The sequence below is a fragment of the Nocardioides ferulae genome (genome assembly GCF_003660455.1).
GTDB classification, from domain to species: domain Bacteria; phylum Actinomycetota; class Actinomycetes; order Propionibacteriales; family Nocardioidaceae; genus Nocardioides; species Nocardioides ferulae.
In genome coordinates this window covers 270243-294904 of sequence record NZ_QZVR01000002.1, presented here as the reverse complement: position 1 = coordinate 294904, position 24662 = coordinate 270243, and the positions used below count along the sequence as shown (strand labels likewise).

The 24662-nt window shown below is 73.1% G+C and carries 22 protein-coding genes; 7 read left to right on the top strand and 15 right to left on the bottom strand.

Going from position 1 to position 24662, the window contains the following annotated elements:
- Nucleotides 1-8 precede the first annotated feature (8 nt).
- The 4 genes from D6B71_RS04445 to ptsP form a co-directional block, all read right to left on the bottom strand.
- Nucleotides 9-1403, bottom strand: coding sequence for a M16 family metallopeptidase (locus tag D6B71_RS04445; RefSeq protein WP_121252408.1), 1395 nt, complete (start codon nt 1401-1403; stop codon nt 9-11).
- A gap of 7 nt (nt 1404-1410) precedes the next feature.
- Nucleotides 1411-3633 (bottom strand): polyribonucleotide nucleotidyltransferase, encoded by a 2223-nt coding sequence (locus D6B71_RS04440; protein WP_121252406.1) that lies wholly within the window; start codon nt 3631-3633, stop codon nt 1411-1413.
- Between the two features lie 331 nt (nt 3634-3964).
- Entirely contained in the window at nt 3965-4240 is a 276-nt protein-coding gene (gene rpsO / locus D6B71_RS04435) for a 30S ribosomal protein S15 (RefSeq protein WP_121252404.1), read from the bottom strand.
- A gap of 178 nt (nt 4241-4418) precedes the next feature.
- Nucleotides 4419-6164 (bottom strand): phosphoenolpyruvate--protein phosphotransferase, encoded by a 1746-nt coding sequence (gene ptsP / locus D6B71_RS04430; protein ID WP_121252954.1) that lies wholly within the window; start codon nt 6162-6164, stop codon nt 4419-4421.
- 85 nt (nt 6165-6249) lie between these two features.
- Between ptsP and D6B71_RS04425 the strand changes: the two genes are divergently transcribed.
- The 3 genes from D6B71_RS04425 (at nt 6250) to D6B71_RS04415 (ending at nt 8295) form a co-directional block, all read left to right on the top strand.
- A complete protein-coding gene (locus D6B71_RS04425; RefSeq protein ID WP_121252402.1) occupies nt 6250-7017 on the top strand; it encodes a DeoR/GlpR family DNA-binding transcription regulator in 768 nt (255 codons plus the stop codon).
- Nucleotides 7014-7973, top strand: coding sequence for a 1-phosphofructokinase family hexose kinase (locus D6B71_RS04420; RefSeq protein ID WP_121252400.1), 960 nt, complete (start codon nt 7014-7016; stop codon nt 7971-7973). The genes D6B71_RS04425 and D6B71_RS04420 overlap by 4 nt, the downstream gene beginning before the upstream one ends.
- Before the next feature lie 64 nt (nt 7974-8037).
- Complete coding sequence (locus tag D6B71_RS04415) at nt 8038-8295, top strand: HPr family phosphocarrier protein (protein ID WP_121252398.1); 258 nt, start codon at nt 8038-8040, stop codon at nt 8293-8295.
- Here D6B71_RS04415 and D6B71_RS04410 read toward each other — a convergent pair.
- Entirely contained in the window at nt 8245-10440 is a 2196-nt protein-coding gene (locus tag D6B71_RS04410; RefSeq protein WP_121252396.1) for an MMPL family transporter, read from the bottom strand. The genes D6B71_RS04415 and D6B71_RS04410 overlap by 51 nt on opposite strands.
- A gap of 157 nt (nt 10441-10597) precedes the next feature.
- On the opposite strand from D6B71_RS04410, the gene D6B71_RS04405 reads away from it, so the two are divergent.
- The gene (locus D6B71_RS04405) at nt 10598-11776 is read left to right on the top strand and encodes a sensor histidine kinase (protein WP_240641161.1); all 1179 of its coding nucleotides are present in this window, start codon (nt 10598-10600) and stop codon (nt 11774-11776) included.
- Nucleotides 11728-12369 carry a LuxR C-terminal-related transcriptional regulator gene (locus tag D6B71_RS04400; protein WP_121252392.1) on the top strand — a complete coding sequence of 214 codons (642 nt, stop codon included), beginning with the start codon at nt 11728-11730 and terminating at the stop codon, nt 12367-12369. The genes D6B71_RS04405 and D6B71_RS04400 overlap by 49 nt, the downstream gene beginning before the upstream one ends.
- Here the strand turns inward: D6B71_RS04400 and D6B71_RS04395 are convergent.
- The 8 genes from D6B71_RS04395 to rimP form a co-directional block, all read right to left on the bottom strand.
- On the bottom strand, nt 12359-13405 hold the full coding sequence (locus D6B71_RS04395) for a hypothetical protein (RefSeq protein ID WP_240641071.1): 1047 nt from the start codon (nt 13403-13405) through the stop codon (nt 12359-12361). The two genes, D6B71_RS04400 and D6B71_RS04395, sit on opposite strands and share 11 nt — an antisense overlap.
- Nucleotides 13402-14343 (bottom strand): bifunctional riboflavin kinase/FAD synthetase, encoded by a 942-nt coding sequence (locus D6B71_RS04390; RefSeq protein ID WP_121252390.1) that lies wholly within the window; start codon nt 14341-14343, stop codon nt 13402-13404. Before D6B71_RS04390 ends, D6B71_RS04395 begins: the two co-directional genes overlap by 4 nt.
- A 23-nt stretch (nt 14344-14366) precedes the next feature.
- Nucleotides 14367-15257 carry a tRNA pseudouridine(55) synthase TruB gene (gene truB / locus D6B71_RS04385; protein ID WP_121252388.1) on the bottom strand — a complete coding sequence of 297 codons (891 nt, stop codon included), beginning with the start codon at nt 15255-15257 and terminating at the stop codon, nt 14367-14369.
- Nucleotides 15250-15726 (bottom strand): 30S ribosome-binding factor RbfA, encoded by a 477-nt coding sequence (rbfA, locus tag D6B71_RS04380; RefSeq protein WP_121252386.1) that lies wholly within the window; start codon nt 15724-15726, stop codon nt 15250-15252. The genes truB and rbfA overlap by 8 nt, the downstream gene beginning before the upstream one ends.
- A gap of 95 nt (nt 15727-15821) precedes the next feature.
- Nucleotides 15822-18659: a translation initiation factor IF-2 gene (gene infB, locus D6B71_RS04375; protein WP_121252384.1), complete on the bottom strand. Its 2838-nt coding sequence runs from the start codon at nt 18657-18659 to the stop codon at nt 15822-15824.
- Between the two features lie 124 nt (nt 18660-18783).
- Nucleotides 18784-19038 carry a YlxR family protein gene (locus D6B71_RS04370; protein ID WP_276310985.1) on the bottom strand — a complete coding sequence of 85 codons (255 nt, stop codon included), beginning with the start codon at nt 19036-19038 and terminating at the stop codon, nt 18784-18786.
- 186 nt (nt 19039-19224) lie between these two features.
- Nucleotides 19225-20205, bottom strand: coding sequence for a transcription termination factor NusA (gene nusA, locus D6B71_RS04365; RefSeq protein ID WP_121252383.1), 981 nt, complete (start codon nt 20203-20205; stop codon nt 19225-19227).
- Nucleotides 20205-20705, bottom strand: a complete 501-nt coding sequence (gene rimP, locus D6B71_RS04360; RefSeq protein ID WP_121252381.1) for a ribosome maturation factor RimP — start codon at nt 20703-20705, stop codon at nt 20205-20207. Before rimP ends, nusA begins: the two co-directional genes overlap by 1 nt.
- A gap of 203 nt (nt 20706-20908) precedes the next feature.
- Between rimP and D6B71_RS22625 the strand changes: the two genes are divergently transcribed.
- Both D6B71_RS22625 and D6B71_RS04350 read left to right on the top strand, forming a co-directional pair.
- Complete coding sequence (locus D6B71_RS22625; protein WP_164519537.1) at nt 20909-21481, top strand: hypothetical protein; 573 nt, start codon at nt 20909-20911, stop codon at nt 21479-21481.
- Nucleotides 21478-21912 (top strand): ferritin-like domain-containing protein, encoded by a 435-nt coding sequence (locus D6B71_RS04350; protein WP_121252948.1) that lies wholly within the window; start codon nt 21478-21480, stop codon nt 21910-21912. Before D6B71_RS22625 ends, D6B71_RS04350 begins: the two co-directional genes overlap by 4 nt.
- Nucleotides 21913-22054: 142 nt before the next feature.
- Here D6B71_RS04350 and D6B71_RS04345 read toward each other — a convergent pair whose 3' ends face one another.
- Together D6B71_RS04345 and D6B71_RS04340 are read right to left on the bottom strand one after the other, a co-directional pair.
- The gene (locus D6B71_RS04345; RefSeq protein ID WP_164519536.1) at nt 22055-22774 is read right to left on the bottom strand and encodes an HAD family hydrolase; all 720 of its coding nucleotides are present in this window, start codon (nt 22772-22774) and stop codon (nt 22055-22057) included.
- Complete coding sequence (locus tag D6B71_RS04340) at nt 22767-24545, bottom strand: proline--tRNA ligase (protein WP_240641069.1); 1779 nt, start codon at nt 24543-24545, stop codon at nt 22767-22769. Before D6B71_RS04340 ends, D6B71_RS04345 begins: the two co-directional genes overlap by 8 nt.
- Between the last annotated feature and the right edge of the window lie 117 nt (nt 24546-24662).

The following is a 24662-nucleotide window of genomic DNA, read 5'->3' as shown; positions in this document are numbered from 1 at the left end:
GATCGCGGTCAGGCGTGGGCGGCCCCCGGGCCGACGACCGCCAGCACCTCCGGCTGACCGAACACGTCCCGGGCGATGCTGCGGATGTCGTCGAGCGTGACCGCCTCGATGCGGGCGATCACCTCGTCGATGCCGAGCAGCTGGTCGTAGACCAGCTCGGCCTTGCCGAGCCGCGACATCCGGGACCCGGAGTCCTCGAGGCCGAGCACCAGGCCGCCGCGGAGCATCCCCTGGCCGCGCACCAGCTCGTCTCCGGTGATGCCCTCCGTGGCCACCCGGGCCAGCTCGGCGCGGACCGTGGCGAGCACGTCGTCGAGCTTGTTCGGCAGGCAGCCGACCGACACCCCGACCAACCCTGAGTCGGCGTGGTGGCTGGCGAAGGAGAAGACGGAGTAGGCCAGACCGCGGCGCTCCCTGACCTCCTGGAAGAGCCGGCTGGAGGTGCCGCCGCCGAGGGCGGTGTTCAGCACGCCGAGCGCGAACCTGCGGTCGTCGTTGCGGGTCACGCCGCGCATCCCGAGGACGACGTTGACCTGCTCGAAGGGGCGCTCGGCGAACACCGCACCGGGCGTCACGGTGCGGGCGCGGACACCGCCGCGCGGCGGCACCGGGGGCTCGTCGCCCTCGAGGAAGCCGTTGCGCCCGAAGGCCGTCCGCACCTGCTCGACCACCGTGTCGTGGTCGAGGTGGCCGGCCGCGGCGACGACCATGTTGGCGGGGCGGTAGTGCCGCCGGTAGAAGCGGCGGATCTGGGCCCGGGTCAGCGCCTCGATGCTCGCCTCGGTGCCCGCGATCGGGCGGCCCAGGGGAGACTCCTCGCCCCACGCCTGGGCGGCGAAGAGGTTGTGCACCACGTCGTCGGGGTCGTCGTCGTGCATGGCGATCTCGTCGAGGATGACGTCACGCTCGGCCTCCACGTCGACCTCGAGCAGCGTGGAGCTGGTGATCATGTCGCCGAGGACGTCGACGGCCAGCGGGAGGTCCTGGTCGAGCACCCGGGCGTGGAAGCAGGTGTACTCCTTCGCGGTGAAGGCGTTGAACTCCCCGCCCACAGCGTCGAGTGCCACCGAGATGTCGAGGGCGGAGCGCTCGCGGGTGCCCTTGAACAGCAGGTGCTCCAGGAAGTGCGAGCAGCCGTGCAGCGTGGCCGTCTCGTCGCGCGAGCCGACCCCCACCCAGACCCCCACGCTGGCCGAGCGGGCTCCGGCCATCTCCTCGGTGACGACCCGCAGGCCGCCGGGCAGCAGCGTACGCCGCACGCACGAGGTCACCCGCCCCTCGCCGTCGTGGACGGTCTGCAGGGTGTGGGTGGAGCCGGGCTCCTGGGCCGCAGTCGCGGCGGAGAGCCGCGACCGGCCGGCAGGAGCCTGCCGGCCGGTCGTGGTGGTGCGTCGGGAGACCACGGGTGGGTCAGTCCTCCTCGGTGGCCTCGGTGGCCTCGGCCGAGCCCTCGTCCTCGACGAACGGGACGAGCGAGAGCTTGCCCCGGTCGTCGATCTCGGCGATCTGGACCTGGATCTTCTGGCCCACCGAGACGACGTCCTCGACAGCGTCGACCCGCTTGCCGCCGGCCAGGGAGCGCAGCTTGCTGATGTGCAGCAGGCCGTCCTTGCCGGGCATCAAGGAGACGAACGCACCGAAGTTGGTCGTCTTCACGACGGTGCCGAGGTATCGCTCGCCGACCTCGGGCATGGTCGGGTTGGCGATCTGGTTGACCGCCGCCCGGGCCGCCTCGGCCGCCTCGCCGCTGGTGGCGCCGATGTAGATCGTGCCGTCGTCCTCGATGGACAGCGACGCGCCGGTGTCGTCCTGGATCTGGTTGATCACCTTGCCCTTGGGGCCGATGACCTCGCCGATCTTGTCGACCGGGATCTTGATCGTGATGATCCGCGGCGCGTGCAGCGACATCTCCTCGGGCTCGTCGATGGCCTCGGCCATCACGTCGAGGATGGCGTGCCGGGCGTCGCGGGCCTGCTTGAGGGCCGCGCCGAGCACCTCGGCGGGGATGCCGTCGAGCTTGGTGTCGAGCTGCAGCGCGGTCACGAAGTCGCGGGTGCCGGCGACCTTGAAGTCCATGTCGCCCATGGCGTCCTCGGCGCCGAGGATGTCGGTCAGCGCGACGTACTCGGTCTTGCCGTCGACCTCACCCGAGATCAGGCCCATCGCGATGCCGGCGACCGACGCCTTCAGCGGGACACCGGCCTGCAGCAGCGACAGCGTCGAGGCGCAGACCGAGCCCATCGAGGTCGAGCCGTTGGAGCCCATCGCCTCGGAGAGCTGACGGATCGCGTAGGGGAACTCCTCGCGGGTGGGGAGCACCGGCAGCAGCGCCCGGCGGGCCAGGGCGCCGTGGCCGACCTCGCGCCGCTTGGGGGAGCCGACCCGGCCGGTCTCACCGGTGGAGAAGGGCGGGAAGACGTACTTGTGCATGTAGCGGCGGTGCTTCTCCGGGGAGAGCGTGTCGAGCTGCTGCTCCATCTTGAGCATGTCGAGGGTGGTGACGCCGAGGATCTGGGTCTCGCCGCGCTCGAACAGCGACGAGCCGTGGACCCGCGGGATCAGGCCGACCTCGGCGTGCAGCGGACGGATGTCGGCCAGGCCGCGGCCGTCCATGCGCACCTTGTCGCGCAGCACGCGCTCGCGCATCAGCGACTTGGTCAGCGAGCGGAAGGCCGCGCCGATCTCCTTCTCGCGCCCCTCGAAGTCACCGCCGATCTTCTCGAGCAGGGAGGACTTGACCGCGTCCAGCTTCTCCTCGCGCTCCTGCTTGCCGGCGATGACCAGCGCCGCGGCGGTCTCGTCCTTGGCCGCGGCCTCGACGGCGGCGTAGACGTCGTCGTCGTAGTCGAGGAAGACCGGGAACTCCTGGACCGGCTTCGCGGCCTCCTTGGCGAGCTCGGCCTGCGCCTCGCACAGCTGCTTGATGAACGGCTTCGCGGCGTCGAGGCCCTCGGCCACGATCTCCTCGGTCGGCGCCTGCGCGCCCCCCTCGACCAGCGGGATGACGACCTCGGTGGCCTCCGCCTCGACCATCATGATCGCGACGTCGCCGGTCTCGGTGACCCGGCCGGCGACCACCATGTCGAAGACGGCGTTCTCGAGCTGGCTGTGGGTCGGGAAGGCCACCCACTGGCCCTCGATCAGGGCCACGCGCACGCCGCCGACGGGACCGGAGAACGGCAGGCCGGAGAGCTGGGTGGAGATCGAGGCCGCGTTGATCGCGAGCACGTCGTAGGGGGTGTCGGGGTCGAGCGCCAGCACCGTGATGACGACCTGGACCTCGTTGCGCAGGCCCTTCTTGAAGGTCGGGCGCAGCGGCCGGTCGATGAGGCGGCAGGTGAGGATCGCGTCCTCGCCGGGGCGACCCTCGCTGCGGAAGAACGAGCCGGGGATCTTGCCCGCGGCGTACATCCGCTCCTCGACGTCGATCGTCAGGGGGAAGAAGTCGAAGTGGTCCTTGGGGTGCTTGCCGGCGGTGGTCGCCGAGAGCAGCATGGTGTCGTCGTCGAGGTAGGCGGTCACGGAGCCGGCCGCCTGCCGGGCCAGCAGCCCGGTCTCGAACCTGACGGTCCGCTTTCCGAAGTTGCCGTTGTCCAGCACGGTCTCGACGGCGGAGATGACGGGTTCAGTCAAGGGTTCATCCCTGTTCTGTTCGCGGAGCGATCCGCGGCGTCCCGCTCGTGGTGGCGGGTGGTCCCTCGAGGATCCCCCGCCGGTGATGCACTCCCCCACCGCGGTGGGGGGGCCGGTCTTCGATCGAGGCCCGCAGCGACGTCGACGCCCACCTGAGGTGGACGGCCGCCCTGAGGGCCACTACCGAGGACCGGGCCAGAACGTGCGGGTCGCTCCTGGTTGTCTTCATTCAGTTGGATCGGTCCGAGCCTATCGGTCCCGTCCCGGTGAGCGACGAACGCTGGACGCCGCGGCGAGCGCGACGTCCAGCGTCAGGCGTGCGCTGGGTCGCTCAGCGACGCAGGCCGAGCCGCTCGACGATGGAGCGGTAGCGGTTGATCTCGGTCTTCTGCAGGTAGTTCAGCAGCCGGCGACGCTGGCCCACCAGCAGCAGCAGACCACGACGGCTGTGGTGGTCGTGCTTGTGCTGCTTGAGGTGCTCGGTCAGGTGGGCGATGCGGTGGCTGAGCAGCGCGATCTGCACCTCGGGCGAGCCGGTGTCGCCCTCGGTCGTGGCGTACTCGGCGATGATCTTCTTCTTGGTCTCCGCGTCGGTACCGATCGACATGCGGGCTCCTTCCGGCCCTCGCGGGCTCTCTCGCTGCGCGGCGCGCCGGGGCCTGTTCACCCGGGCACTCTGGATCCGCGGCCGTTGGACGGCAGTGGTGTGACAGTCGCCCGCAGCCCTCGCTCGTGGACCGAGGTGGACGCGGACAACCGCCCAAGGCTATCGCGGCGCCGGAGGATCACCCAATCCGGTCCGCGCCGCCGCCGAGAACCTCCCGGACCGCCTCGCGCGCACAGCGGGGGTCGGCCGCGGCGAGCGCCGCCTCCGCGGCCTCCTCGCACTGTCCCGACGACACCGACCCCAAGAACGCCCCGACCGGACGGACCGCGGCGGCCGCCATCGACAGCGAGGTCACCCCCATGCCGACCAGCGCGGCCGCCAGGGCCGGGTCCGCCGCGGCCTCGCCGCAGACGCCGACCGGCTTGCCGGCGTCGCGGCCGGCGTGGGCGGTGATCGCGATCAGCTGCAGCACGGCCGGCTGCCAGGGGTCGGTGAGGTGGGCCAGGTCGCTGGCCATCCGGTCGGCGGCCATGGCGTACTGGGTGAGGTCGTTGGTGCCGAGCGAGAGGAAGTCCACGACCTCCAACATCCGGTGCGCCAGCAGGGCCGCACTCGGGATCTCGACCATCACGCCCGCGGTGAGCCCACGGCCGTGGACCCGCTCGGCGAAGTCGGCGGCCTCGCCGACGGTCGCGACCATCGGCGCCATCACCCACGTGGGCGTGCCGGTGCGCTCGGCGGCCAGCGCGATCGCGTCCAGCTGCCGGTCGAGCAGGCCGGGGTTGTCGAAGGCCAGCCGGAGCCCGCGCACGCCCAGCGCCGGGTTCTCCTCGCCCGGGTGGGTCGCGAACGCCACCGGCTTGTCCGAGCCCGCGTCGAGGGTGCGGACGACGACGTGGCGCTCGCCACCGAACGCGGAGAGGACCTCGGCATAGATCTCGGCCTGCTCCTCCACCGAGGGCTCCTCGGCCCGGTTGAGGAAGCACAGCTCGGTGCGGAAGAGACCGACGCCCTCCACGGGGGCTCCGGCCGCCGACCGGGCGGAGTCGCCGTCGGCCACGTTCGCGAGGACCTTCACCCGCGCACCGTCGGCGGTCGCGCCCGGGCCGGTCCAGCCGGCGGTCGCGGCGCGGGCGGCCAGGTCGGCGGCGACCTGCTCGCGAGCCCGGTCCGGGTCGGCCGTGGTGTCGATGCGGCCGGTGGCGCCGTCGACGAGCAGCGGCGTGCCCGGCACGGTCGCGAGCGCGCCGGCGACGCCGACCACGCACGGGATGCCCAGTTGCCGGGCGATGATCGCGGTGTGGCTCGTGGGCCCGCCCCGCTCGGTGACCAGCGCCACCACCAGGTTCGGGTCCAGCCCGGCGGTGTCGGCGGGGGCGAGGTCCTCGGCGACCAGCACGGAGGGCTGGTCCGGAGTGGGGACGCCGGGCTCGGGCTCCCCCGCCAGCCGGGCCAGGGTGCGCCGCTCGATGTCGCGCAGGTCGGTGGCCCGCTCGGCCATCAGGCCGCCCATCTGCTCGAAGACCCCGACGAACTGCTCGACGGCCGAGTGCAGGGCGTCGGTGATCCCGGTGCCGGCCCGCAGGTGCTTGCGCACGGCGCCGCGCAGTCCGCGGTCGCGCGCCAGCCCGGCGCTGGCGGTGAGCACCTCGGTCGCCGCGCCGGACGCCGCCCCCGCCCGGGCCTCGAAGCCCTCGGCGACCGCCTGGGAGGCTTGGTCGTAGGCCGCGAGCGCGGCGTCCGCGTCGGGGAAGCCCTGCGCCTCCAGCCGCGCCACGGCCTCGGCCGCGACCTCCTGGCGCACCACCAGCGCGGGGGCGTAGGCCAGGCCCGGGACGACCGGGGTGCCGCTCAGGGTGGCGCCCCCGCGCCCGGTGGATCCACGGGGGCCAGGGGAGCCGGTGGGGGTGGTATCGGTGACCATGATCACGAGTTAACGCCGAAGTTCCTTGACAGTCAACACAAACGGGACTAAAACAACAGATACACAGATCACCGGGAGGACGTGGATGTACGCCGAGGAGCGCCAGCAGGCGATGGCCCAGCTCGTGGCTGCGCGGGGCCGGCTCTCGGTCGCGGTGCTCGCCGAGCAGTACGACGTGACGACCGAGACCGTGCGCCGTGACCTCTCCGCCCTGGAGCGGATGGGTCTGGTCCGGCGCGTCCACGGCGGCGCGGTGCCCGCGAACAGCCTGGCCGTCATCGAGTCCGGGCTGGGCGAGCGGGACGCCGCCAACACCGCCGAGAAGGAGCGGATCGCCAAGGCCGCCCTCGACCTGCTCCCCCCGGCCGGGGCCACGGTGCTGATCGACGCCGGCACCACCACCGCCCGGCTGGCGATGCTGCTCCCCCGCGACCACCGGCTCGTGGTCTTCACCCACGCCGTGCCCGTCGCGGCCCGGCTGGCGACCTACCCGCAGGTCGAGCTGCACCTGCTCCCGGGCCGGGTGCGCCGCACCACCCACGCGGCCGTCGGCACCGACACCGTCGCGGCGCTGGCCGACCTGCGCGCCGACGTGGCGTTCCTCGGCACCAACGGGCTCACCGTCGCGCACGGCCTCTCCACCCCCGACCGGGACGAGGCCGCGACCAAGCGGGCCCTCGTGGCGGGAGCCCGCCAGGTCGTGGTGCTCGCCGACGCGAGCAAGATCGGCCAGGAGTCCACGGTCCGGTTCGCCGGCATCGACGACATCGACGTGCTCGTCACCGACTCCGGCGTCGACGCCGAGGAGCAGGCAGAGCTGGCCCAGGCCGGGGTCGAGGTCGTGATCGCGTGATCCTCACCCTCACCCCCAACCCGAGCCACGACCGCACCGTCACGCTCGGTGAGCCGCTCCAGCGCGGCGCTGTGCAGCGCGCTGAGTCGGTGGTCTCCCAGGCCGGGGGCAAGGGCGTGAACATCTCGCGAGCCTCGGTCGCCGCCGGCATCCCCACCATCGCCGTGGTGCCGGCCGATCGCGACGACCCGTTCGTCGTCGAGCTGCTCACCGCCGGCATCGACTGCCGGCCGGTGCCGCCCGCCGCCGGAGGGCTCCGCGTCAACATCACGATCTCCGAGCCCGACGGCACCACCACGAAGCTGAACAGCCCGGGCCCGGTGGCGACCCAGGAGGTCCTCGACGACCTCGCGACCTCACTGCACCACCGCGCGGGCGCGGCCGACTGGGTGGTGCTGGCCGGGTCGCTGCCCCCGGGCACGCCCGACGGCTGGTACGCCGACCTGGTCGAGGCCCTGCGCGACACCGGGGCCTCGGTGGCCGTCGACACCAGCGACGAGCCGCTGCGCGTCCTGGTCTCGCGGCTGCCCCGGAGCGCCCCCCACCTGATGAAGCCGAACGCCGAGGAGCTCGCCTCGTTCACCGGCACCGAGGCCGCCCGGCTGGAGGCCGACCCGGCCGCGGCCGCGGCCGCGGCCGGCACGCTGGTCGATCGGGGCGTGGCGGTGGTGCTGGCGACCCTCGGGGCCCGGGGCGCGGTGCTGGTCACCGCCCAGGGCGCCTGGCACGCCGAGCCGCCGCCCGTCGAGGTCGTGAGCACCGTCGGCGCCGGCGACTCGAGCCTGTTCGGCTACCTGCTGGGCGAGATCCGCGGCCTCCCCGCGCCGGAGCGCCTGGCGCTCGCGGTCGCCTACGGCAGCGCCGCCGCCAGCCTGCCCGGCACCACCATCCCCCGGCCCAACCAGGTCCGACCCGACCTCGTGACCGTCCACGACCTGTCCCTGACCGGGGTCTGAGTGCCCCTGCCCGACCCGTCGCACCGCCCCAGGCACCATCAGCCGCCCTCACCAAGGAGAGCCCATGCCCACCAAGACCGTCGTCGTCGGCTCCACCGTCGGCCTGCACGCCCGTCCTGCCTCGATCATCTCCGAGGCGGCCGGCGAGCTCGACTCCGAGGTGCTGATCGGCCTGCCCGGTGACGAGCCGGTCGACGCCAGCTCGGCGCTGCTGATCATGACCCTGGGGGCCGGGTTCGGGGCGACCGTCGAGGTGTCGGGCGACAGCCAGTCAGACGTCGACGCGATCGCCGCGCTGGTCGAGAAGGACCTCGACGCCTGAGGTCGTCCGATCCACGGCCGCTGGGGCCGGCCGGGCGGGCCACCAGGCCCGGTCGCCGAGCAGCACCAGCACCGCCGGCAGCATCACCAGGCGCACCAGGGTCGCGTCGAGCAGGATCGCGACGCTCAGCGCCACCCCCATCATCTTCATCTCGAGCATCGACAGGGTCGCGAAGATCGCGAACACCGACACCATGACCGCGGCGGCGCTGGTCACGACCCCGGCGGTGTCGGCGATGCCGCGGCGCACCGCGAGCCGCGACGGCACCCCGGCGTCGACGAGCTCACGGACCCGGCTCAGCACGAACACGTGGTAGTCCATCGACAGCCCGACCAGCACCACCAGCACGAACACCGGCAGCCAGCTGATCACGAAGCCCGGGCTGGTGAAGTCGAGCAGCCCCTCCAGGTGGCCGTGCTGGAACACCAGCGTCATCAGCCCGAACGCCACGCCGACCGAGGCCAGGTTCAGCGCCGCCGAGACCAGGGCGATCGGCACGCTGCGGAACGTCGTGCCCATCACCAGCAGGGTCAACAACAGCACCAGGCCCACCACCACCGGCAGCCGCTCGCGCAGCAGGCCGGCGAAGTCGACCGAGGACGCAGCGTCGCCGCCGACGGCCACCTCGGCACCGGCCACCCCGGCCACCGCGGCGGGGGCGAGGTCGGTGCGCAGCAGCTCCAATGCCTGTTCCACGCGCGGGTCGGACTCGTCGTACGGCATCGAGAGCAGCAGCAGCGAGGTCTGTCCGTCCTCCGAGACCCGCACCGGCACCTCGGCTCCGTCCAGCAGCGGCGAGGCCGCCGCCCGCTCCTCGAGCCCGAGCAGCGCCTGCTCGACCTCGGCACGCTGCTCGCGAGGCGCGTGGACGACGACCTCGGCCACGGTCCCCTCGGAGGGGAACGCCGTGGTGATCGCGCGCAGGGTCTGGACCTCGCCGATCGAGCCGGGCAGCGTCTCGAGGCTCGAGCTGTGCGTCTTCATGCCGAGCACCGGCCAGGCCATGGCCCCCACGGCCAGCACGGACACGGCCAGGGCGGCCACGGGGTGCCGCACCACCGGTGTCAGCAGGCGGCCGCTGACGCTGCCACGACGGACCCGGGAGGTCAGCCGCCACAGCAGCGGCACCCGCGGCCGGTCGACCCAGCGGCCCAGCCTGGCCAGCAGTGCGGGCAGCACCGTGATCGACCCGAGCACGGCGATCGCCACGACCAGGATCGAGCCGACCGCGAGCGAGTTGAACGTCGCGTCCCCGAGCACGAACAGCCCGGCCATCGAGCAGATCACCGCACCGCCCGAGACCAGGATGGCGTGCCCGGAGGTGGCGGCCGCGATCTCGACGGCGTCGAGGTGGGTGCGGCCCGCGGCCCGCTCCTGCCGCTCCCGCTTGAGGTAGAACAGCGAGTAGTCGACGCCCACGGCCATGCCCACCAGGACCACCATGCTGGTCACGGTGGGGTCGTTCGGCACCAGGTGCGAGATCGGCACCATCAGCCCGATCGTCGCGGCCACGCTCGTGGCCGCGAGCAGCACCGGCAGTCCCGCCGCGATCAGCGCCCCGAAGGCCAGCAGCATCAACAGCAGCGTGACCGGCACGCTGGTCAGCTCCGCGGACCGGAGGTCGTCGGCGACCCGGTCGTCGATCGCACCGTCCACGGTGAGCTCTCCGGCCTGGCGGACCACCAGTCCGGGATGGGCCGCGGCCACCTCCTCGGTCGCCGCGACGATCGGGCCGGCGTCCTCCAGGTCCGGGTCGAGCGTGACCGAGACGAGCAGTGCGTCACCGCCGCCGCCCACCATCGGTTCGGACACCGCGTCCACCCCGGCCAGCGTGCCGATCGCCGCGGCGAGGTCGGCGGCGGCCCTGCGGGCCTCGCCCACGTCCAGGGGGCCGGAGCGGGCGGTGATCAGCACGCTCTCCGACGGCGGCTCCTCGAGGCCGGCCTCGGCGACCAGCGCCTCGGCTCGGCCGGACTCGCCGTGCCGCCAGTCCTCGTCCTGCGCCTCCTGGGTCGAGACCAGCGAGCCCGCGGCGACGGCGGCCACCACCAGCACCAACCACCCCAGGATCGCCCGCCACGGGTGCTGGGCGCTCCACCGGGTCGCCCGCAAGGGAACGGCGGACAGCGATCGCGGTCGGGACATCGACGGCTCCTCTCGAACTGCCGGGCGCGTCCCGGCTGCACGATCCAGCCAACCGCCGTCGGGGCCCGCCGTCAGGGGCGTGCACCCCCCGGCACGAGGTGGTGCTGGCACCACCGCGCCGGCCGCCCTGGTGCGCGAGGATGGAGCGGTGAGCAGCATGGCCGGCAGCGAGCACGACTCCGGAGGAGAGCCCTCCCGACCCGGCCCGCTCCGGCTCACCGGCTACGCCGCCGAACAGCTGCTGCTGCTGGTCCCCCTGCTGGTCACGCTGGTGCTCGTGCTGGTCGGCGCGCTGCTCGTCGTGGTCTGGATCGGCATCCCGCTGGTGATCGCGGGGCTGGCCGCGCTGCGCGCGATCGCGCAGCGTCAGCGTCGGGTCGCCGCCCGGGTGCTCGGCTCGCCGGTCCCCACGCCGTACCGCCCGCTGCCCCCGCACGGGGTGCTCCCCCGGCTGCGCACCCGGGCCGCCGACCCGATGACCTGGCGCGACCTGCTGTGGCTGCTGTGGGCGATCAGCTACGGCTGGGTGCTCTCGCTGGTGGTCGTGGTGCTGCTGCTCGCCGTGGTCACCGGGTTCCTCTGGTGGTTCGGGACAGGCCCGCTGCTGCGCATCCGCGCGCTGGTGGACCGCGGCCTGCTCACCTACGGCAGCACCGAGCTCCTCGAGCGCCGGGTGCAGGTGCTCGCACAGAGCCGCGCCGACGTCGTGGACCACTCGGCAGCGGAGCTGCGCCGCCTCGAGCGCGACCTGCACGACGGACCCCAGGCCCGGCTGGTGGCCCTGTCGATGAGCCTCGGCATGGCCGAGGAGATGTTCGACGACGACCCCGAGGCCGCCCGCCGCAGGGTCGGCGAGGCACGCCAGGCCACCACCGCCGCGCTCGGCGACCTCAGGTCGCTGGTGCGGGGCATCCACCCACCGGTCCTGGCCGATCGGGGCCTCGACGGCGCGGTGCGGGCGCTCGCGCTGGACCTCACGATCCCGGTCGACGTCACCGGCGGCGTGCCGGGCCGGGCCCCCGCACCGGTCGAGTCGGCGCTCTACTTCGCGGTGGCCGAGTGCCTGGCCAACGCCACCAAGCACGCCCGCCCCACCCGGGCTGGGGTGCACCTGGAGCACCGCGACGGGCTGCTGCGGGCGACGGTCACCGACGACGGCATCGGCGGCGCCGACCCCGACCGCGGCACCGGTCTGCGGGGAGTCGCGCGCCGGTTGGGCGCCTTCGACGGCAGGATGGAGGTGTCGAGCCCCGGCGGCGGGCCGACCGTCGTGTCGTTGGAGGTCCCGTGCGCCTTGCCCTCGCCGAAGACAACGCACTCCTCCGGGCCGGCCTGACCCAACTGCTGGAAGGTGGCGGCTTCGAGGTCGCGCGGGCCGTCGACCACGCCGACGACCTCGCCGCCGCGCTCGCCGACCCCACCCTCGACGGTGCCGTGCTCGACGTCCGGCTTCCCCCGTCGTACACCGACGAGGGCCTGGTCGCGGCCGTGGCCGCCCGCCGGGAGCGCCCGGCGTTCCCGGTGCTGGTGCTCTCCCAGTACGTCGAGCGGCTCTACGCCCGCGAGCTGCTGGCCAGCGGTGCCGGGGCGGTGGGCTACCTGCTCAAGGACCGGGTCGCCGACGTCCGCGACTTCCTCGAGGCGGTACGCCGGGTGCTCGCCGGCGGCACCGTGCTCGACCCGGAGGTGGTCGCCGCGATCATGGCGCACCACCGCGAGGAGCCGCTCGACCGGCTCTCGCCCCGGGAGCGTGAGGTGCTGGCGCTGATGGCCGAGGGCCGCTCCAACGCGGCGATCGCGCACCACCTGGTGGTGACCGAGAAGGCCGTGGCCAAGCACATCAACAGCATCTTCACGAAGCTGGACCTGCCGCTGGACTCCGACGACCACCGGCGGGTGCGGGCCGTGCTGGCCTGGCTCAGGGTGTAGCGGAGGGCCCGGAGGGTTCCGGCGACTGCCGGTCGCGCAGGCACAGGTAGACCGCGCGCACGCCGACGGCACGCTCGAGCTCGCGCACCACGCTGCCGAAGAACTGCGCTCGGTAGGTCTCGTCGGTGACCGTCGACACGGTGAGGTAGAGCGCCGAGAACGCCGCGAGGAACAGCGAGACCTGGAACAGCGGCACCGACACCTGGGAGAGGTAGGGGAGCGAGCGGATGTCGTCCTCGGGGATGCCGGTCCAGCCCGACTGCAGCTCGGTGTCCATCACCAGCCCGCCGAAGACCAGGAAGAACACCAGCACGGAGAGCACCAGCAGCAGCACCTGGACGGCCTGGACGATCACCAGCACCAGCACCAGGTTCCAGCGCTCGAAGCCCCGCACCTCCGCGTAGGAGGCCGGGTCGGCGCCGGGGTCGTCGACCAGGTCGCGACACACCTGCTCCAGCGGGGTGCCGGCGCAGGCCCGCAGCAGGAAGTCGTCGTCGACCGCGTCGTCGGTGCGGTCGACCTCCTCGGGGAGCCGGACGAGCAGGAACGCGCCGGCCATCAGCCCGAAGAGCAGCGCGACCAGCCACAACGTGCCGGGGCTCAGGTCGGCGGCCATCTGCCAGGCCTCCCCGTTGATGAACAGGAACGTGACGAACAGCAGCAGCAGCGGCAGCGCCCGGGTCATCATCGGCAGCAGGGTGCGCAGGCTGCCGAAGGTGCGGGCCAGCGCCCAGTGCACGATCGGACGCGCGTTGAGCGTGGTGAGGGCGTACCAGAGGCCGGCGAGCACGGCGAGGGTCACCACCGTCGCCGGCGCCACCGTCGCCTGGTCGCCCGACCAGGCCAGCGCCCCACCGGCCGCAGCCGCCACGAGCACGACCACCAGGAGCAGCGGCACGGCCCGGCGCGGACGCAGCCCCTCGCGGGCCCCCCGCCTCTGCTCGGGCACGAAGTAGGAGAGTCCGTGGCGCAGGAACCACGCGTCGGTCGCGGCGACGACCGACGCGACACCCCGGTCGTCGGGGGTCAGGCTCACGTGGGCGTCTCGAGCAGGTCGCGGGCCCGGCGGACGTCGTCGTCCATCTGCTCGACCAGCTTCGGCACGGACTCGAACGCCACCATGCCGCGCAGCCGGTCGACGAACGAGACCTCCACCTCCACCCCGTAGAGGTCCAGGTCGTCCCGGTCGAGCACGTAGCTCTCGACGCGTCGCTCGCGGACGCCGTCGAAGGTGGGGTTGGTGCCGACGCTGATCGCCGCCGGGAACCTCTCGCCGGTGTCCAGCCGCCGCAGCCACCCGGCGTACACACCGTCGGGCGGGACGGCGGTCAGCCCCCCGGTGGGCACGTTCGCGGTCGGGTAGCCGAGCTCGCGACCCCGCTGGTCGCCGCGGACCACGACGCCCCGCACGGAGTAGGGGCGGCCGAGCGCCTCGGCGGCGCCGGCCACGTCACCGGCGGCCAGGCAGGTGCGGACGTAGGTGGAGGACCACACCTGGGGACCGCCGTCGAGGGCGATGCCGTCGACGGTGAAGTCGTCGCGCGCCCCCTCCTCGCGCAGCGTTGCGACGTCACCGGCCGCGCGATGCCCGAACCGGAAGTTGGCGCCGACGACGACGGCCGCCGCGCGGAGCGGATCGACCAGCACCCGCTCGACGAACTCCCGCGGCGTCCACCCGGCGACGTCCCGGTCGAAGGGCAGCGCGAGCACCGCGTCGGCACCGGCCTCGCCGAGCAGCTCGGCGCGCAGCTCGAGCCCGGTGAGCGTGGTCGGGGCGTGCTCGGGCCGCAGCACCGCCATCGGGTGCGGGTCGAACGTCACCGCGACCAGCAGGAGGCCGCGCTGGTCGGCGACCCGGCGGGCCCGCGCCAGCACCTGGCGGTGGCCGAGGTGGACGCCGTCGAAGTTGCCGACGACCACCGCGGTGCGGCCGAGGTCGGCGGGTACGTCGTCGAGCGAACGCCAGATCTGCACGCCGCACACCCTACTGAGCAACCTCACACGAACACGGCGACGGCCCGCGCCTGGCCACCACGCGGCTCGTAGAGAGCGAGGAACTCCCCGGTCGGGGCGAACAGGGCCGTGAGCCCGTCGAGGGGCACCCCGAGGGCCCGGCCGAACCGGACGTCGGCGGCCTGGGTGGGCTCCAGGTCGAGCGTGCGGAAGCCGGCGCGCGCGGCGTCGGCCAGCGGCAGCACCGCGCTGCCGTCGGCGAACGCGTCGGCGAGCTCGTCGAGCGTGTGGGCCACGTCGAGCCGGTAGGGACCGACGGCGGTACGGCGCAGCGCCGTGAGGTGGCCGCCGACGCTCAGGGCCGCTCCGGCGTCGCGGGCGATCGCCCGCACGTAGGTGCCGCTGGAGCAGCGCAGCGAGATGTCGACGTCGAGGTAGTGGTGGCCGTGCTCGACGACCCGACGGACCTCTCCGACGGTCAGCTCGTGCACGGTGACCGGCCGGGGCCTCAGCTCCACCTGCTCGCCGTCGCGCACCCGTTGGTAGGCCCGCTTGCCGTCGACCTTGATCGCCGACACGGCCGTCGGGACCTGCTCGATGTCGCCCACGAAGCCGGCCAGCACCTCACGCACTTGCTCCTCGTCGAGATCGGCGGTCGAGGAGGTGGCCTGCACCTCTCCCTCGGCGTCGTCGGTGGTGGTCGACGCACCGAGCCGGACGGTGGCCTCGTAGGCCTTCTCGGTGAGGGTGAGGTGGCCGAGGAGACGGGTGGCCCGCTCGACGCCCAGCACCAGCACCCCGGTGGCCATCGGGTCGAGGGTGCCGGCGTGGCCGACCTTGCGGGTGCCGGCCAGCCGCCGCACCCGGGAGACCACGTCGTGGGAGGTGATGCCGGCCGGCTTGTCGACGACGACCAGCCCGGAGGCCTCACTCACCGCTGTCGGTGGTGCTCTCGTCCGGCTCGTCCTCGCGCTCGGCGTCGCGTGGCTTCTTGTAGGGGTCGGGCTCGCCGGCGTAGGCCTCGACCCGACGGGCCGCGACCTGTTCGTCGAGCTCACGGGCCCGGGCCAGGACCTCGTCGAGGTGGCGAGCGCTCTCGGGCAGCGCGTCGGCCACGAAGGTGAGCGACGGCGCGTGCCGCATCGCGAGCTGCTTGGCGACCTCGGAGCGCAGCACGCCCTTGGCCGACTCGAGCGCCGCGGCGGTCGCGGCGAGCGCGGCCTCGTCGTCGCCGCTGGTGTCGAGGACCGTGTAGAAGACCGTCGCCTGCTGGGAGTCACCGGAGACGCGGACGTCGGTGACGGTGACGAAGCCCAGCCGGGGGTCCTTGATCCGTCGCTCGAGCATCTCGGCGACGATCACCTGGATCCGGTCGGCGATCTTGCGCACCCGGGGGTTGCTCATGGTTCCTACTCTCACACAGGCTGTCACACAGGCATGGACACCGCTCCCCGGCGCCAACGGCGCCGGGGAGCGGTGGTGGATCGATCAGGCGGGGTTCAGCCCCGGGGGATCTCCCGCATCTCGAAGGCCTCGACGATGTCGCCCTCCTTGATGTCCTGGAAGTTGCGCAGCACCAGACCGCACTCGAAGCCCTCGCGGACCTCGGAGGCGTCGTCCTTCTCGCGCTTCAGCGAGGCCAGGTCGAGGTTGTCGGCCATCACCTTGCCGTCGCGGATCACGCGCACCTTGGCGTTGCGTCGGATGAGGCCCGAGGTGACCATGCAACCGGCGATGTTGCCGATCTTGGACGAGCGGAAGATCGCGCGGATCTCCGCCTGGCCCAGCGTGGACTCCTCGAACTCGGGCTTGAGCATGCCCTTGAGGGCCGCCTCGATCTCCTCGATCGCCTGGTAGATGACCGAGTAGTAGCGGATCTCGACACCCTCCTTGTCGGCCATCTCGGTCGCCTTGCCCTGGGGCCGGACGTTGAAGCCGATGATGATCGCGTCGGAGGCCGCGGCCAGGTCGACGTTGGTCTCGGTGATCGCACCGACGCCGCGGTCGATGACGCGCAGGGTGACCTCGTCGCCGACGTCGATCTGCGACAGCGAGTCCTCGAGCGCCTCCACCGAGCCGGACACGTCGCCCTTGAGGATCAGGTTGAGCTCCTGGCTCTCGCCCTTCTCCATGGAGGCCATGAAGTCCTCGAGCGTGCGGCGCACGCGACGCTTGGCCTGCATGGCCGCCCGCTCGCGCGCCTCGCGCTTCTCGGCGATCTGGCGGGCCATCCGGTCGTCGTCGACGACCAGGAAGTTCTGGCCCGCGCCGGGCACCGCGCTCAGACCGAGGACCATCGCCGGACGCGCCGGGGTGGCCTCGGTGAGCTCGTTGCCGTGCTCGTCGAGCATCGCCCGCACCCGACCGTGGGCCGGACCGGCGACGATCGAGTCGCCGACCCGGAGCGTGCCGCGCTGGACCAGGACCGTGGCGACCGGACCGCGACCGCGGTCCAGGTGCGCCTCGACCACGAGACCCTGGGCGTCCTGGCCGGGGTTGGCCCGCAGGTCCAGGGACGCGTCGGCGGTCAGCACGACCGCCTCGAGCAGCTTGTCGAGGTTGAGCTGCGACTTGGCCGAGACGTCGACAAACATGGCGTCGCCGCCGTACTCCTCGGGGATCAGGCCGTACTCGGTGAGCTGGCCGCGCACCTTGGTCGGGTCGGCCTCGGGCTTGTCGATCTTGTTGACCGCGACCACGATCGGCACGCCGGCGGCCTTGGCGTGGTTGAGCGCCTCGACCGTCTGCGGCATCACGCCGTCGTCGGCCGCCACCACGAGGATCGCGATGTCGGTGGCCTGCGCACCACGGGCACGCATGGCGGTGAACGCCTCGTGACCGGGGGTGTCGATGAGGGTGATCCGCCGCTCGTCGCCGTCGACGTCGGTCATCACCTGGTAGGCGCCGATGTGCTGGGTGATGCCACCGGCCTCCTTCTCCACGACGTTGGCGTGGCGGAGCGCGTCGAGCAGCTTGGTCTTTCCGTGGTCGACGTGGCCCATGACCGTGACGACCGGCGGCCGGACGACCAGGTCGGACTCGTCGCCCTCGTCCTCGCCGAACTCGATGTCGAAGGACTCCAGCAGCTCGCGGTCCTCGTCCTCGGGCGAGACCACCTGCACGACGTAGTTGAGCTCCTCGCCGAGCAGCTCGAGTGTGGCGTCGTTGACCGACTCGGTCGCGGTGACCATCTCACCGAGGCCGAACAGCATCTGCACCAGCTTGGCCGGGTCGACGTTGATCCGCTCGGCGAAGTCGGTGAGCGAGGCACCACGGGGCAACCGGACGGTCTCGCCGTTGCCCTTGCGCACCCTCACATCGCCGACGGTCGGGGCCTCCATGGCCTCGAACTCCTGACGACGGGCCCGCTTGGACTTGCGGCCACGCCGCGAGGGGCCGCCGGGGCGGCCGAAGGCGCCCTGGGTCTGACCACGCTGGCCGGGGCGACCGCCACCGGGGCGACCGCCGCCGCTGGGCCCGAAGCCGCCGGGGCGGCCCGGAGCACCGGCACCGGCGCCACCCGGGCGACCCGGCGCACCGGGACGACCGGCACCGGGGCCGCCGCGACCGGGAGCGCCCGGACGACCGGGACCACCCGCGCGACCGGGGCCGAAGGCCGCAGGGGACTTCGGCATCATCGCCGGGTTGGGACGAGGCATGCCGGGGCGGCCCGGAGCGCCACCGGCCGGGGGGCGCGGCGGGCGCTGATCGCCGGCGCCGGCGCCGGCCGCCGGAGCCGCGGGGCCGCGGTCGGCGGAGGGAGCCGGACGGCGGCCCATGCCCTGGCTGGAGGAGAACGGGTTGTTGCCCGGGCGGGGGGTGCCGCCCGGCTTCCCGACCGGCCGAGGGGCCGGCGGGCGCGGAGCCGGGGACTTCGCGGCGGGGGCGCTGGGCGCCTCCGGGGCGGCCGGAGCCGACGCCGCCGGAGCCTCGGGCTCGGCGGGCGGCTCGGGGGCCTTCGCCGGACCGGGGCGCGGGCCGGGGCGGGCCGGTGCGCTGGGCGCAGCCGGTTCGGCGGCCGCCGGTGCGGGCTCCGGAGCCGACGGAGCGGCCGCCGGGGCAGGAGCCTCGGCCGCGGCCGCGGCGGCCGGCTTGGGAGCGGCCGGCTTGGCCTGGGGCTTGGGGGCCGCCGGGGCCGGAGCCTCGGCAGCAGGAGCGGACGACGAGGCAGCCTTCAGCTGCTCGCCGAACTGCTTCTTGAATCGCATCTCGACGGGGGGTTCGATCGTCGAGCTCGCCGACTTGACGAACTCCCCCATCTCCTTGAGCTTCTCGAGAACGAACTTGCTCTCGACGCCGTACTGCTTGGCGAGCTCGTGAACTCGGGTCTTGGCCACGCTTCTCCTTCTGGCCTCGACCCTGCTCCTCGAGCTCGGGGTGAGACCGTTAGTGGTTGTGCACGCTCATCGGGAAGTACTCATCGAGTGCTCATGAGCTGCTGCTCCAGCTTCTGTCGGTCGGTCACTGTCGGTCGGCGAGCGCTGCCACGTAGTCGGCCACCGGCGCGCTGGGGAGCCCGGCCGGGACCCGGAGGGCCCTGCCGAACGCCTTGCGGCGCACCGCGAACTCATAGCACTCGGGGCTGGGGTGCAGGTGTGCTCCCCGCCCGGGTGCGGTGCCGCGTGGATCGGGCATCACGACCGGGTGGTCGTGGATGTCCGAGCCGACGGTCACCCGTAGCAACTCGCTCTTCGGGGCCCGCTGACGACACCCCACGCACGTGCGGACAGGCTCCGGACGGGCATGAGGCAAGCGTTGCTGGACCACCGTTGAGCAAGTCTAGCCAATGCCCGCTGGTACGCCGAACCGGGGCTTTCGAGGCGCTCGTGCGGTCGCCGCGCGCGGCGCGCCCGTGGTCGCCGCCCTGCGCCCCTCACCGGGTCCACGCGCCGCCCTCGTGCCTCAGGCGTCGCTGCCCGGCTCATCATCGGAACGGATGTCGATGCGCCAGCCGGTGAGCCTGGCCGCCAGCCGCGCATTCTGGCCCTCCTTGCCGATGGCCAGCGAGAGCTGGAAGTCGGGCACCACGACCCGCGCCGACCGAGCCGCCGGGTCGACGACCTCGACCGAGGTGACCCGCGCCGGGGACAGGGCATGCGCGACCAGCTCGGCGGGGTCGTCGGACCAGTCGACGATGTCGATCTTCTCGCCGTGCAGCTCCGACATCACGTTGCGGACCCGCTGCCCCATCGGGCCGATGCAGGCTCCCTTGGGGTTGACCCCCGGCGCGGTGGACCGGACCGCGATCTTGGTGCGGTGGCCCGCCTCCCGCGCGATCGCGGCGATCTCGACGGTGCCGTCGGCGATCTCGGGGACCTCCAGCGCGAACAGCTTCTTGACCAGGTTGGGATGGGACCGGGAGAGCGTGATCTGGGGACCCCGCATGCCCTTGCGGACCGACACCACCAGGCACTTGATGCGGGTGCCGTGCTTGTAGTTCTCGCCGGGCACCCGCTCCCCCGCGGGGAGCAGCGCCTCGAGCTTGCCGAGGTCGACGAGCACGTCGTCGGGGTTGCGGCCCTGCTGGATGATGCCGGAGACGATGTCGCCCTCCCGGCCGGAGAACTCGCCGAAGCGGATGTCGTCCTCGGCGTCGCGCAGCCGCTGCAGCATGATCTGCTTGGCCGTCGTGGCGGCGATCCGGCCGAAGCCCTCCGGGGTGTCGTCGAACTCGCCGACGGCGTTGCCCTCGTCGTCGAGCTCGGTGGCCAGCACGGTGACGTGTCCGCTCTTGCGGTCCAGCTGCACCCGGGCACGCTCCCGGGCGCCCGGGGTCTTGTGGTAGGCGGTGAGCAGCGCCTGCTCGATGGCCTCCACCAGCACGTCGAAGGAGATCTCCTTCTCCCGCTCCAGCATCCGCAGGATGCTCAGGTCGATGTCCATCAGGCGTCACTCTCCCCGGCCTCGGGGCCGGACTTGCGGTTGAACTCGATCTGGACGAGCGCCTTGGCGACGTCGGCGAGGGCGACGGTGCGCCGGGAGCCCTCGACGTCGAGGACCGCGCTGTCGTCGTCGGAGCCGACGATCCGCCCGGTGACGGTGTCGCCGTCGGTCAGGGTGACCTTGACCAGGCGGTCGTGGTTGCGCCGCCAGTGGCGCGGCAGCGTCAGCGGCCGGTCGACGCCGCGGGAGGTCACCTCGAGCGTGTAGGGCTGCTCCCCCATGACGTCGCTGTCGTCGAGCACCCGGTTGATCTCGCGGGTGGCGTCGGCGACGTCGTCGAGGGTCACCCCGCCGTCCTTGTCGACGGCGATCCGCAGGATGCGGCGCTTGCCTGCGGGCGTGGTCTCGACCGCTTCGACGTCCAGACCCAGGGCGGCCAGTGGCTCGGCCAGCTCCTCGGCGATCTGGCGCCGGACGGTCTCCTGGTCGGCTCTGCTCACGAGTAGCGCCTCCGGTGTTCTGTTGTGGCCCCGCAGACGCGGCGGCCGGACCTCGTGGGCCGCGGGTGGCGGCTCGTCGACGAGGATAGCCGCTCGAGGCGGGGCCGAGTCACCCCGCCGTCGCGGCCACGGTCACCTGCCCGAGAGCTGCCCGGCGGTTCGCCGACGGCCGGCTCCCGGTCGGGAACGGATAGGGTCCGGGCGTGCCCGAGGAGCTCCAGGACCCGCAGGTCGCGCCGGTCAGGACGGCGACCCGTCGGGCCCTGCTCGGCGGGTCGGCCACCGTGGCCGCGGCGGGTGTGCTGGGCGGCTGCGACGCCGGCGACCTGACTCCCGGCGCCGACCCGGAGCCGGGCAGCGTCGAAGCCGAGGTGGACGCCGACACGCTGCTGGTGGAGGAGGTCCTCTCCGACGTGAGGTCGCTCGCGGGGTGGGCCGCGGCCGCCGCCCGCCGTCACCCACGGAGCCGGAGGCACTGGGCGCAGCTCGCCGCCATGCACGAGGCGCACGCGGCGGCGCTCACCCCCGACGAGGCCGACCCCGCCGCCCCGCCCGGGACCCCGGCGCCGGGCCGGGTCCCGGCCGCGGCCGCGGCCGCGCTCCGAGCGGGCCGGGCGCGCGAACAGGCCCACCAGGACCGCCTGGTGGCGGCCGCCGCGGCCGCTGGCAGCGGGCGACTGGCCCGGCTGTTCGCCTCGATGGCCGCCGCCACGGCGCAGCGGCTCGCGCTGTGGCCCGCCTCGTCACCCTCCTCCGGCGCCGGGGGGCGGTCGTGACCGCCCGGGCCGCGCTGCAGACCGCACTGGCCGCCGAGCACGCCGCGGTCTACGTGTACGGCGTGCTGGGCGCCCGGACCTCCCGGTCGGCGCAGCCCGAGCTGCACGCAGACCTCACGGCGGCGTACGTCGCCCACCGCGGCGAGCGGGACCGGCTGGTGCGGGCGATCCGCGACCTGGGTGCCGCGCCGGCGGCTGCCGAGCCCGCCTACCAGGTGCCGGAGCCGCTGGACGGCCCGGCGGTGGTGCGCGGCGTCGCCGCGCAGCTGGAGAGCGACTGCTCGTCCACCTGGGGGTGGGTGGTGGCCGGCACCGAGGACGCACTGCGCGCGGAGGCGGTGTCGGCGCTGATCAGAGCAGCGGTCCGCGAACTCGTCTTCCGGGGAACTCCCGAGATGTTCCCCGGAGCTGACGAGCACGCGGACCGCTGAGGCCCTGGACACGGAGCCCTGAGGGTTCCGCCCGATGTGGGGACCGGCGGTGACCCTCGAACACAACTGTGCAACGAACTGCGTACTTCTGCGAGCCGGAACGGCCCTCAGGTCTGTGCAATGCAGAAATCTGCAACGCCGGTCAGGCCCAGCCGCGGACCACCGGCAGCACCTCGGCCAGACGGTGCACCACGGCGTCCGGCTCGCCCTCGGTGTGGCCGCGCTGCTCGTCGGGGATCGTGCTCAGCGGGATGTGGATGGTCCGCATCCCGGCGTTGCTCGCTCCCCAGACGTCGTCGAAGAGCCGGTCCCCGACGTAGACGCACCGTCGCGGATCGGTGGCGCCGACCGCCTCCATCGCCGCGGCGAACGCCCGGGGAGACGGCTTGGTCCAGGGGATCTCGCTGGTGTAGACGTCGCCGTCGATCAGGTGACGGACCCCGTCGCGCTCGAAGAACCCCTCGTGCCAGGCACGCGGCCAGATCGTGTTCGACAGCACCCCGACCCGCACGCCGTCGGCCCGCAGCCGCTCGAGCAGCGGCCCGGCCTCGGGGTCGGTGAGCGTGTGGGGCTCCCAGAAGTCGTAGTAGGCGGTGAGCAGCCCCGGGTCGTGGTCGAGACCCGCCTGCTCGAACAGGTCGGCGACGGTCGCGCTGCGCTGATGGTCGCGGGACCAGCCCCAGACCGTCGCCCCCGCCTCGTGCAACCGGGTGCGCGACACCTCGACGTCGTGGTCGGCGTCGACGACCGCCTGGGCCAGCGCCAGCGACTCCGCGTGGAAGTCGACGTCGTGCCAGCGGGTGAGGGTGCCGCCCCAGTCGAAGATGACCGCCTCGATGCCCGTGCCGGCGCGGTCAGCCACGCAGCACGCCCATCAGGTGGTCCACCACCTCGTCGACCGCGACGTTGTCGCGCTGTCCACTGCGCCGGTCCTTGACCTCGACGACCCCGTCGGCGAGGCCCTTGCCGACCACGACGATCGTCGGCACGCCGATCAGCTCGGCGTCCTTGAACTTCACGCCCGGGCTCACCTTGCCGGTGCGGTCGTCGTAGAGGACCGTGACGCCCTTCTCGTCGAGCTCCCGGGCGATCCGCTCGGCGGCGGCGAAGACCGCCTCCTCCTTGCCGGCCGCCACCAGGTGGACGTCGGCGGGGGCGACCTCGCGAGGCCAGACCAGGCCGAGCTCGTCGTGGGTGTTCTCGGCGATGGCGGCCACCGCGCGGGAGGCGCCGATGCCGTAGGAGCCCATGGTGACCGTGACCAGCTTGCCGCTCTCGTCGAGCACCTGGAGGCCGAGCGCGTCGGCGAACTTGCGGCCGAGCGCGAAGATGTGGCCCATCTCGATGCCACGAGCGGTGTGCAGGGTCCCGTCACCGTTGGGACACGGGTCACCCTCACGGACCTCGGCCGCCTCGATGGTGCCGTCGGGAGTGAAGTCACGGCCCGCGACCAGATCGATCACGTGACTGCCGTCGACGTCGGCCCCGGTGACCCAACGCGTGCCCTCGACGACCCGCGGGTCGACGAGGTAGCGGATGCCGGACTCGTTCTTCTCCCCCAGCACGCCGGGGCCGATGTAGCCCTTGGCGAGGCTCGGGTGCTTCTTGAACTGGGCCTCGTCGAACGCCTCGATCTCGGCCGGGTAGACCTGCGCGTCCAGTCGCTTGAGGTCGACCTCGCGATCGCCCGGGACGCCGATGGCCAGCGGTTCGCGGGTGCCGTCCGGGTGGTGCAGCAGGACGAGGACGTTCTTGAGGGTGTCCGCCGCCGTCCACGGGCGATCGTCACGGGGAAACCGCTCGTTGAGGTGGTCGACCAACGTCTCGATCGTGGGCGTGTCGGGCGTCGCCTCCGCGTGGGCCGGTGGTGCGTCGTCGTACCCCACCGGCGTGGGCGCGGGCACTCGGACGGCCTCGACGTTCGCGGCGTAGTCGCAGGTGGAGCAGCGCACGTAGGTGTCCTCGCCGTTGTCGGCGCGGGCGAGGAACTCCTCGGACATCGAGCCACCCATCGCGCCGGACATCGCGGAGACGATGACGTACTCGAAGCCCAGCCGGTCGAAGATCCGGATGTAGGCGTCGCGGTGCTTGCCGTAGCTGGCCTCGAGACCGGCGTCGTCGACGTCGAAGGAGTAGGAGTCCTTCATCACGAACTCGCGGCCACGCAGCAGACCGGCGCGGGGCCGGGCCTCGTCGCGGTACTTGGTCTGGATCTGGTAGATCGAGAGCGGGAGGTCCTTGTAGGAGGAGTAGAGGTCCTTGACCACGAGGGTGAACATCTCCTCGTGGGTGGGCCCGAGCAGGTAGTCACCGCCCTTGCGGTCCTGGAGACGGAAGATGTTGTCGCCGTACTCGGTCCAGCGGCCGGTCGACTCGTAGGGCTCGCGGGGCAGCAGCGCGGGGAAGCTGAGCTCCTGGGCGCCGATCGAGTCCATCTCCTCGCGGATGATGCTCTCGATGCGGCGCAGCACCTTCAGGCCGAGCGGCAGCCAGGTGTAGATGCCGGGCGCGGCACGACGGATGTAGCCGGCCCGCACCAGCAGCCGGTGGCTGGGCACCTCGGCGTCGGCCGGGTCCTCTCGCAGGGTACGCACGAAGAGGCTCGACATCCGCAGGACCCGGGGCTGACTCATGCGGGTCAGGCTACTGGCCGACCTCCCGAGCCGACGAACCAGTTCCGCCGGATCCGGCAGGCCCGGGCGGCACCGCCGTCGCAACCTTTCTCCGCCGGATCGCATCGAACCAGGTGA

Bases quoted from the DNA above. Each gene is read 5' to 3' on its own strand.
- rpsO (WP_121252404.1), bottom strand. From the start codon at position 4,240: ATGTCGATCGGTACCGACGCGGAGACCAAGAAGAAGATCATCGCCGAG.
- ptsP (WP_121252954.1), bottom strand. From the start codon at position 6,164: ATGGTCACCGATACCACCCCCACCGGCTCCCCTGGCCCCCGTGGATCC.
- D6B71_RS04425 (WP_121252402.1), top strand. From the start codon at position 6,250: ATGTACGCCGAGGAGCGCCAGCAGGCGATGGCCCAGCTCGTGGCTGCG.
- D6B71_RS04415 (WP_121252398.1), top strand. From the start codon at position 8,038: ATGCCCACCAAGACCGTCGTCGTCGGCTCCACCGTCGGCCTGCACGCC.
- D6B71_RS04410 (WP_121252396.1), bottom strand. From the start codon at position 10,440: ATGTCCCGACCGCGATCGCTGTCCGCCGTTCCCTTGCGGGCGACCCGG.
- D6B71_RS04405 (WP_240641161.1), top strand. From the start codon at position 10,598: ATGGCCGGCAGCGAGCACGACTCCGGAGGAGAGCCCTCCCGACCCGGC.
- rbfA (WP_121252386.1), bottom strand. From the start codon at position 15,726: ATGAGCAACCCCCGGGTGCGCAAGATCGCCGACCGGATCCAGGTGATC.
- nusA (WP_121252383.1), bottom strand. From the start codon at position 20,205: ATGGACATCGACCTGAGCATCCTGCGGATGCTGGAGCGGGAGAAGGAG.
- D6B71_RS04340 (WP_240641069.1), bottom strand. From the start codon at position 24,545: ATGAGTCAGCCCCGGGTCCTGCGGATGTCGAGCCTCTTCGTGCGTACC.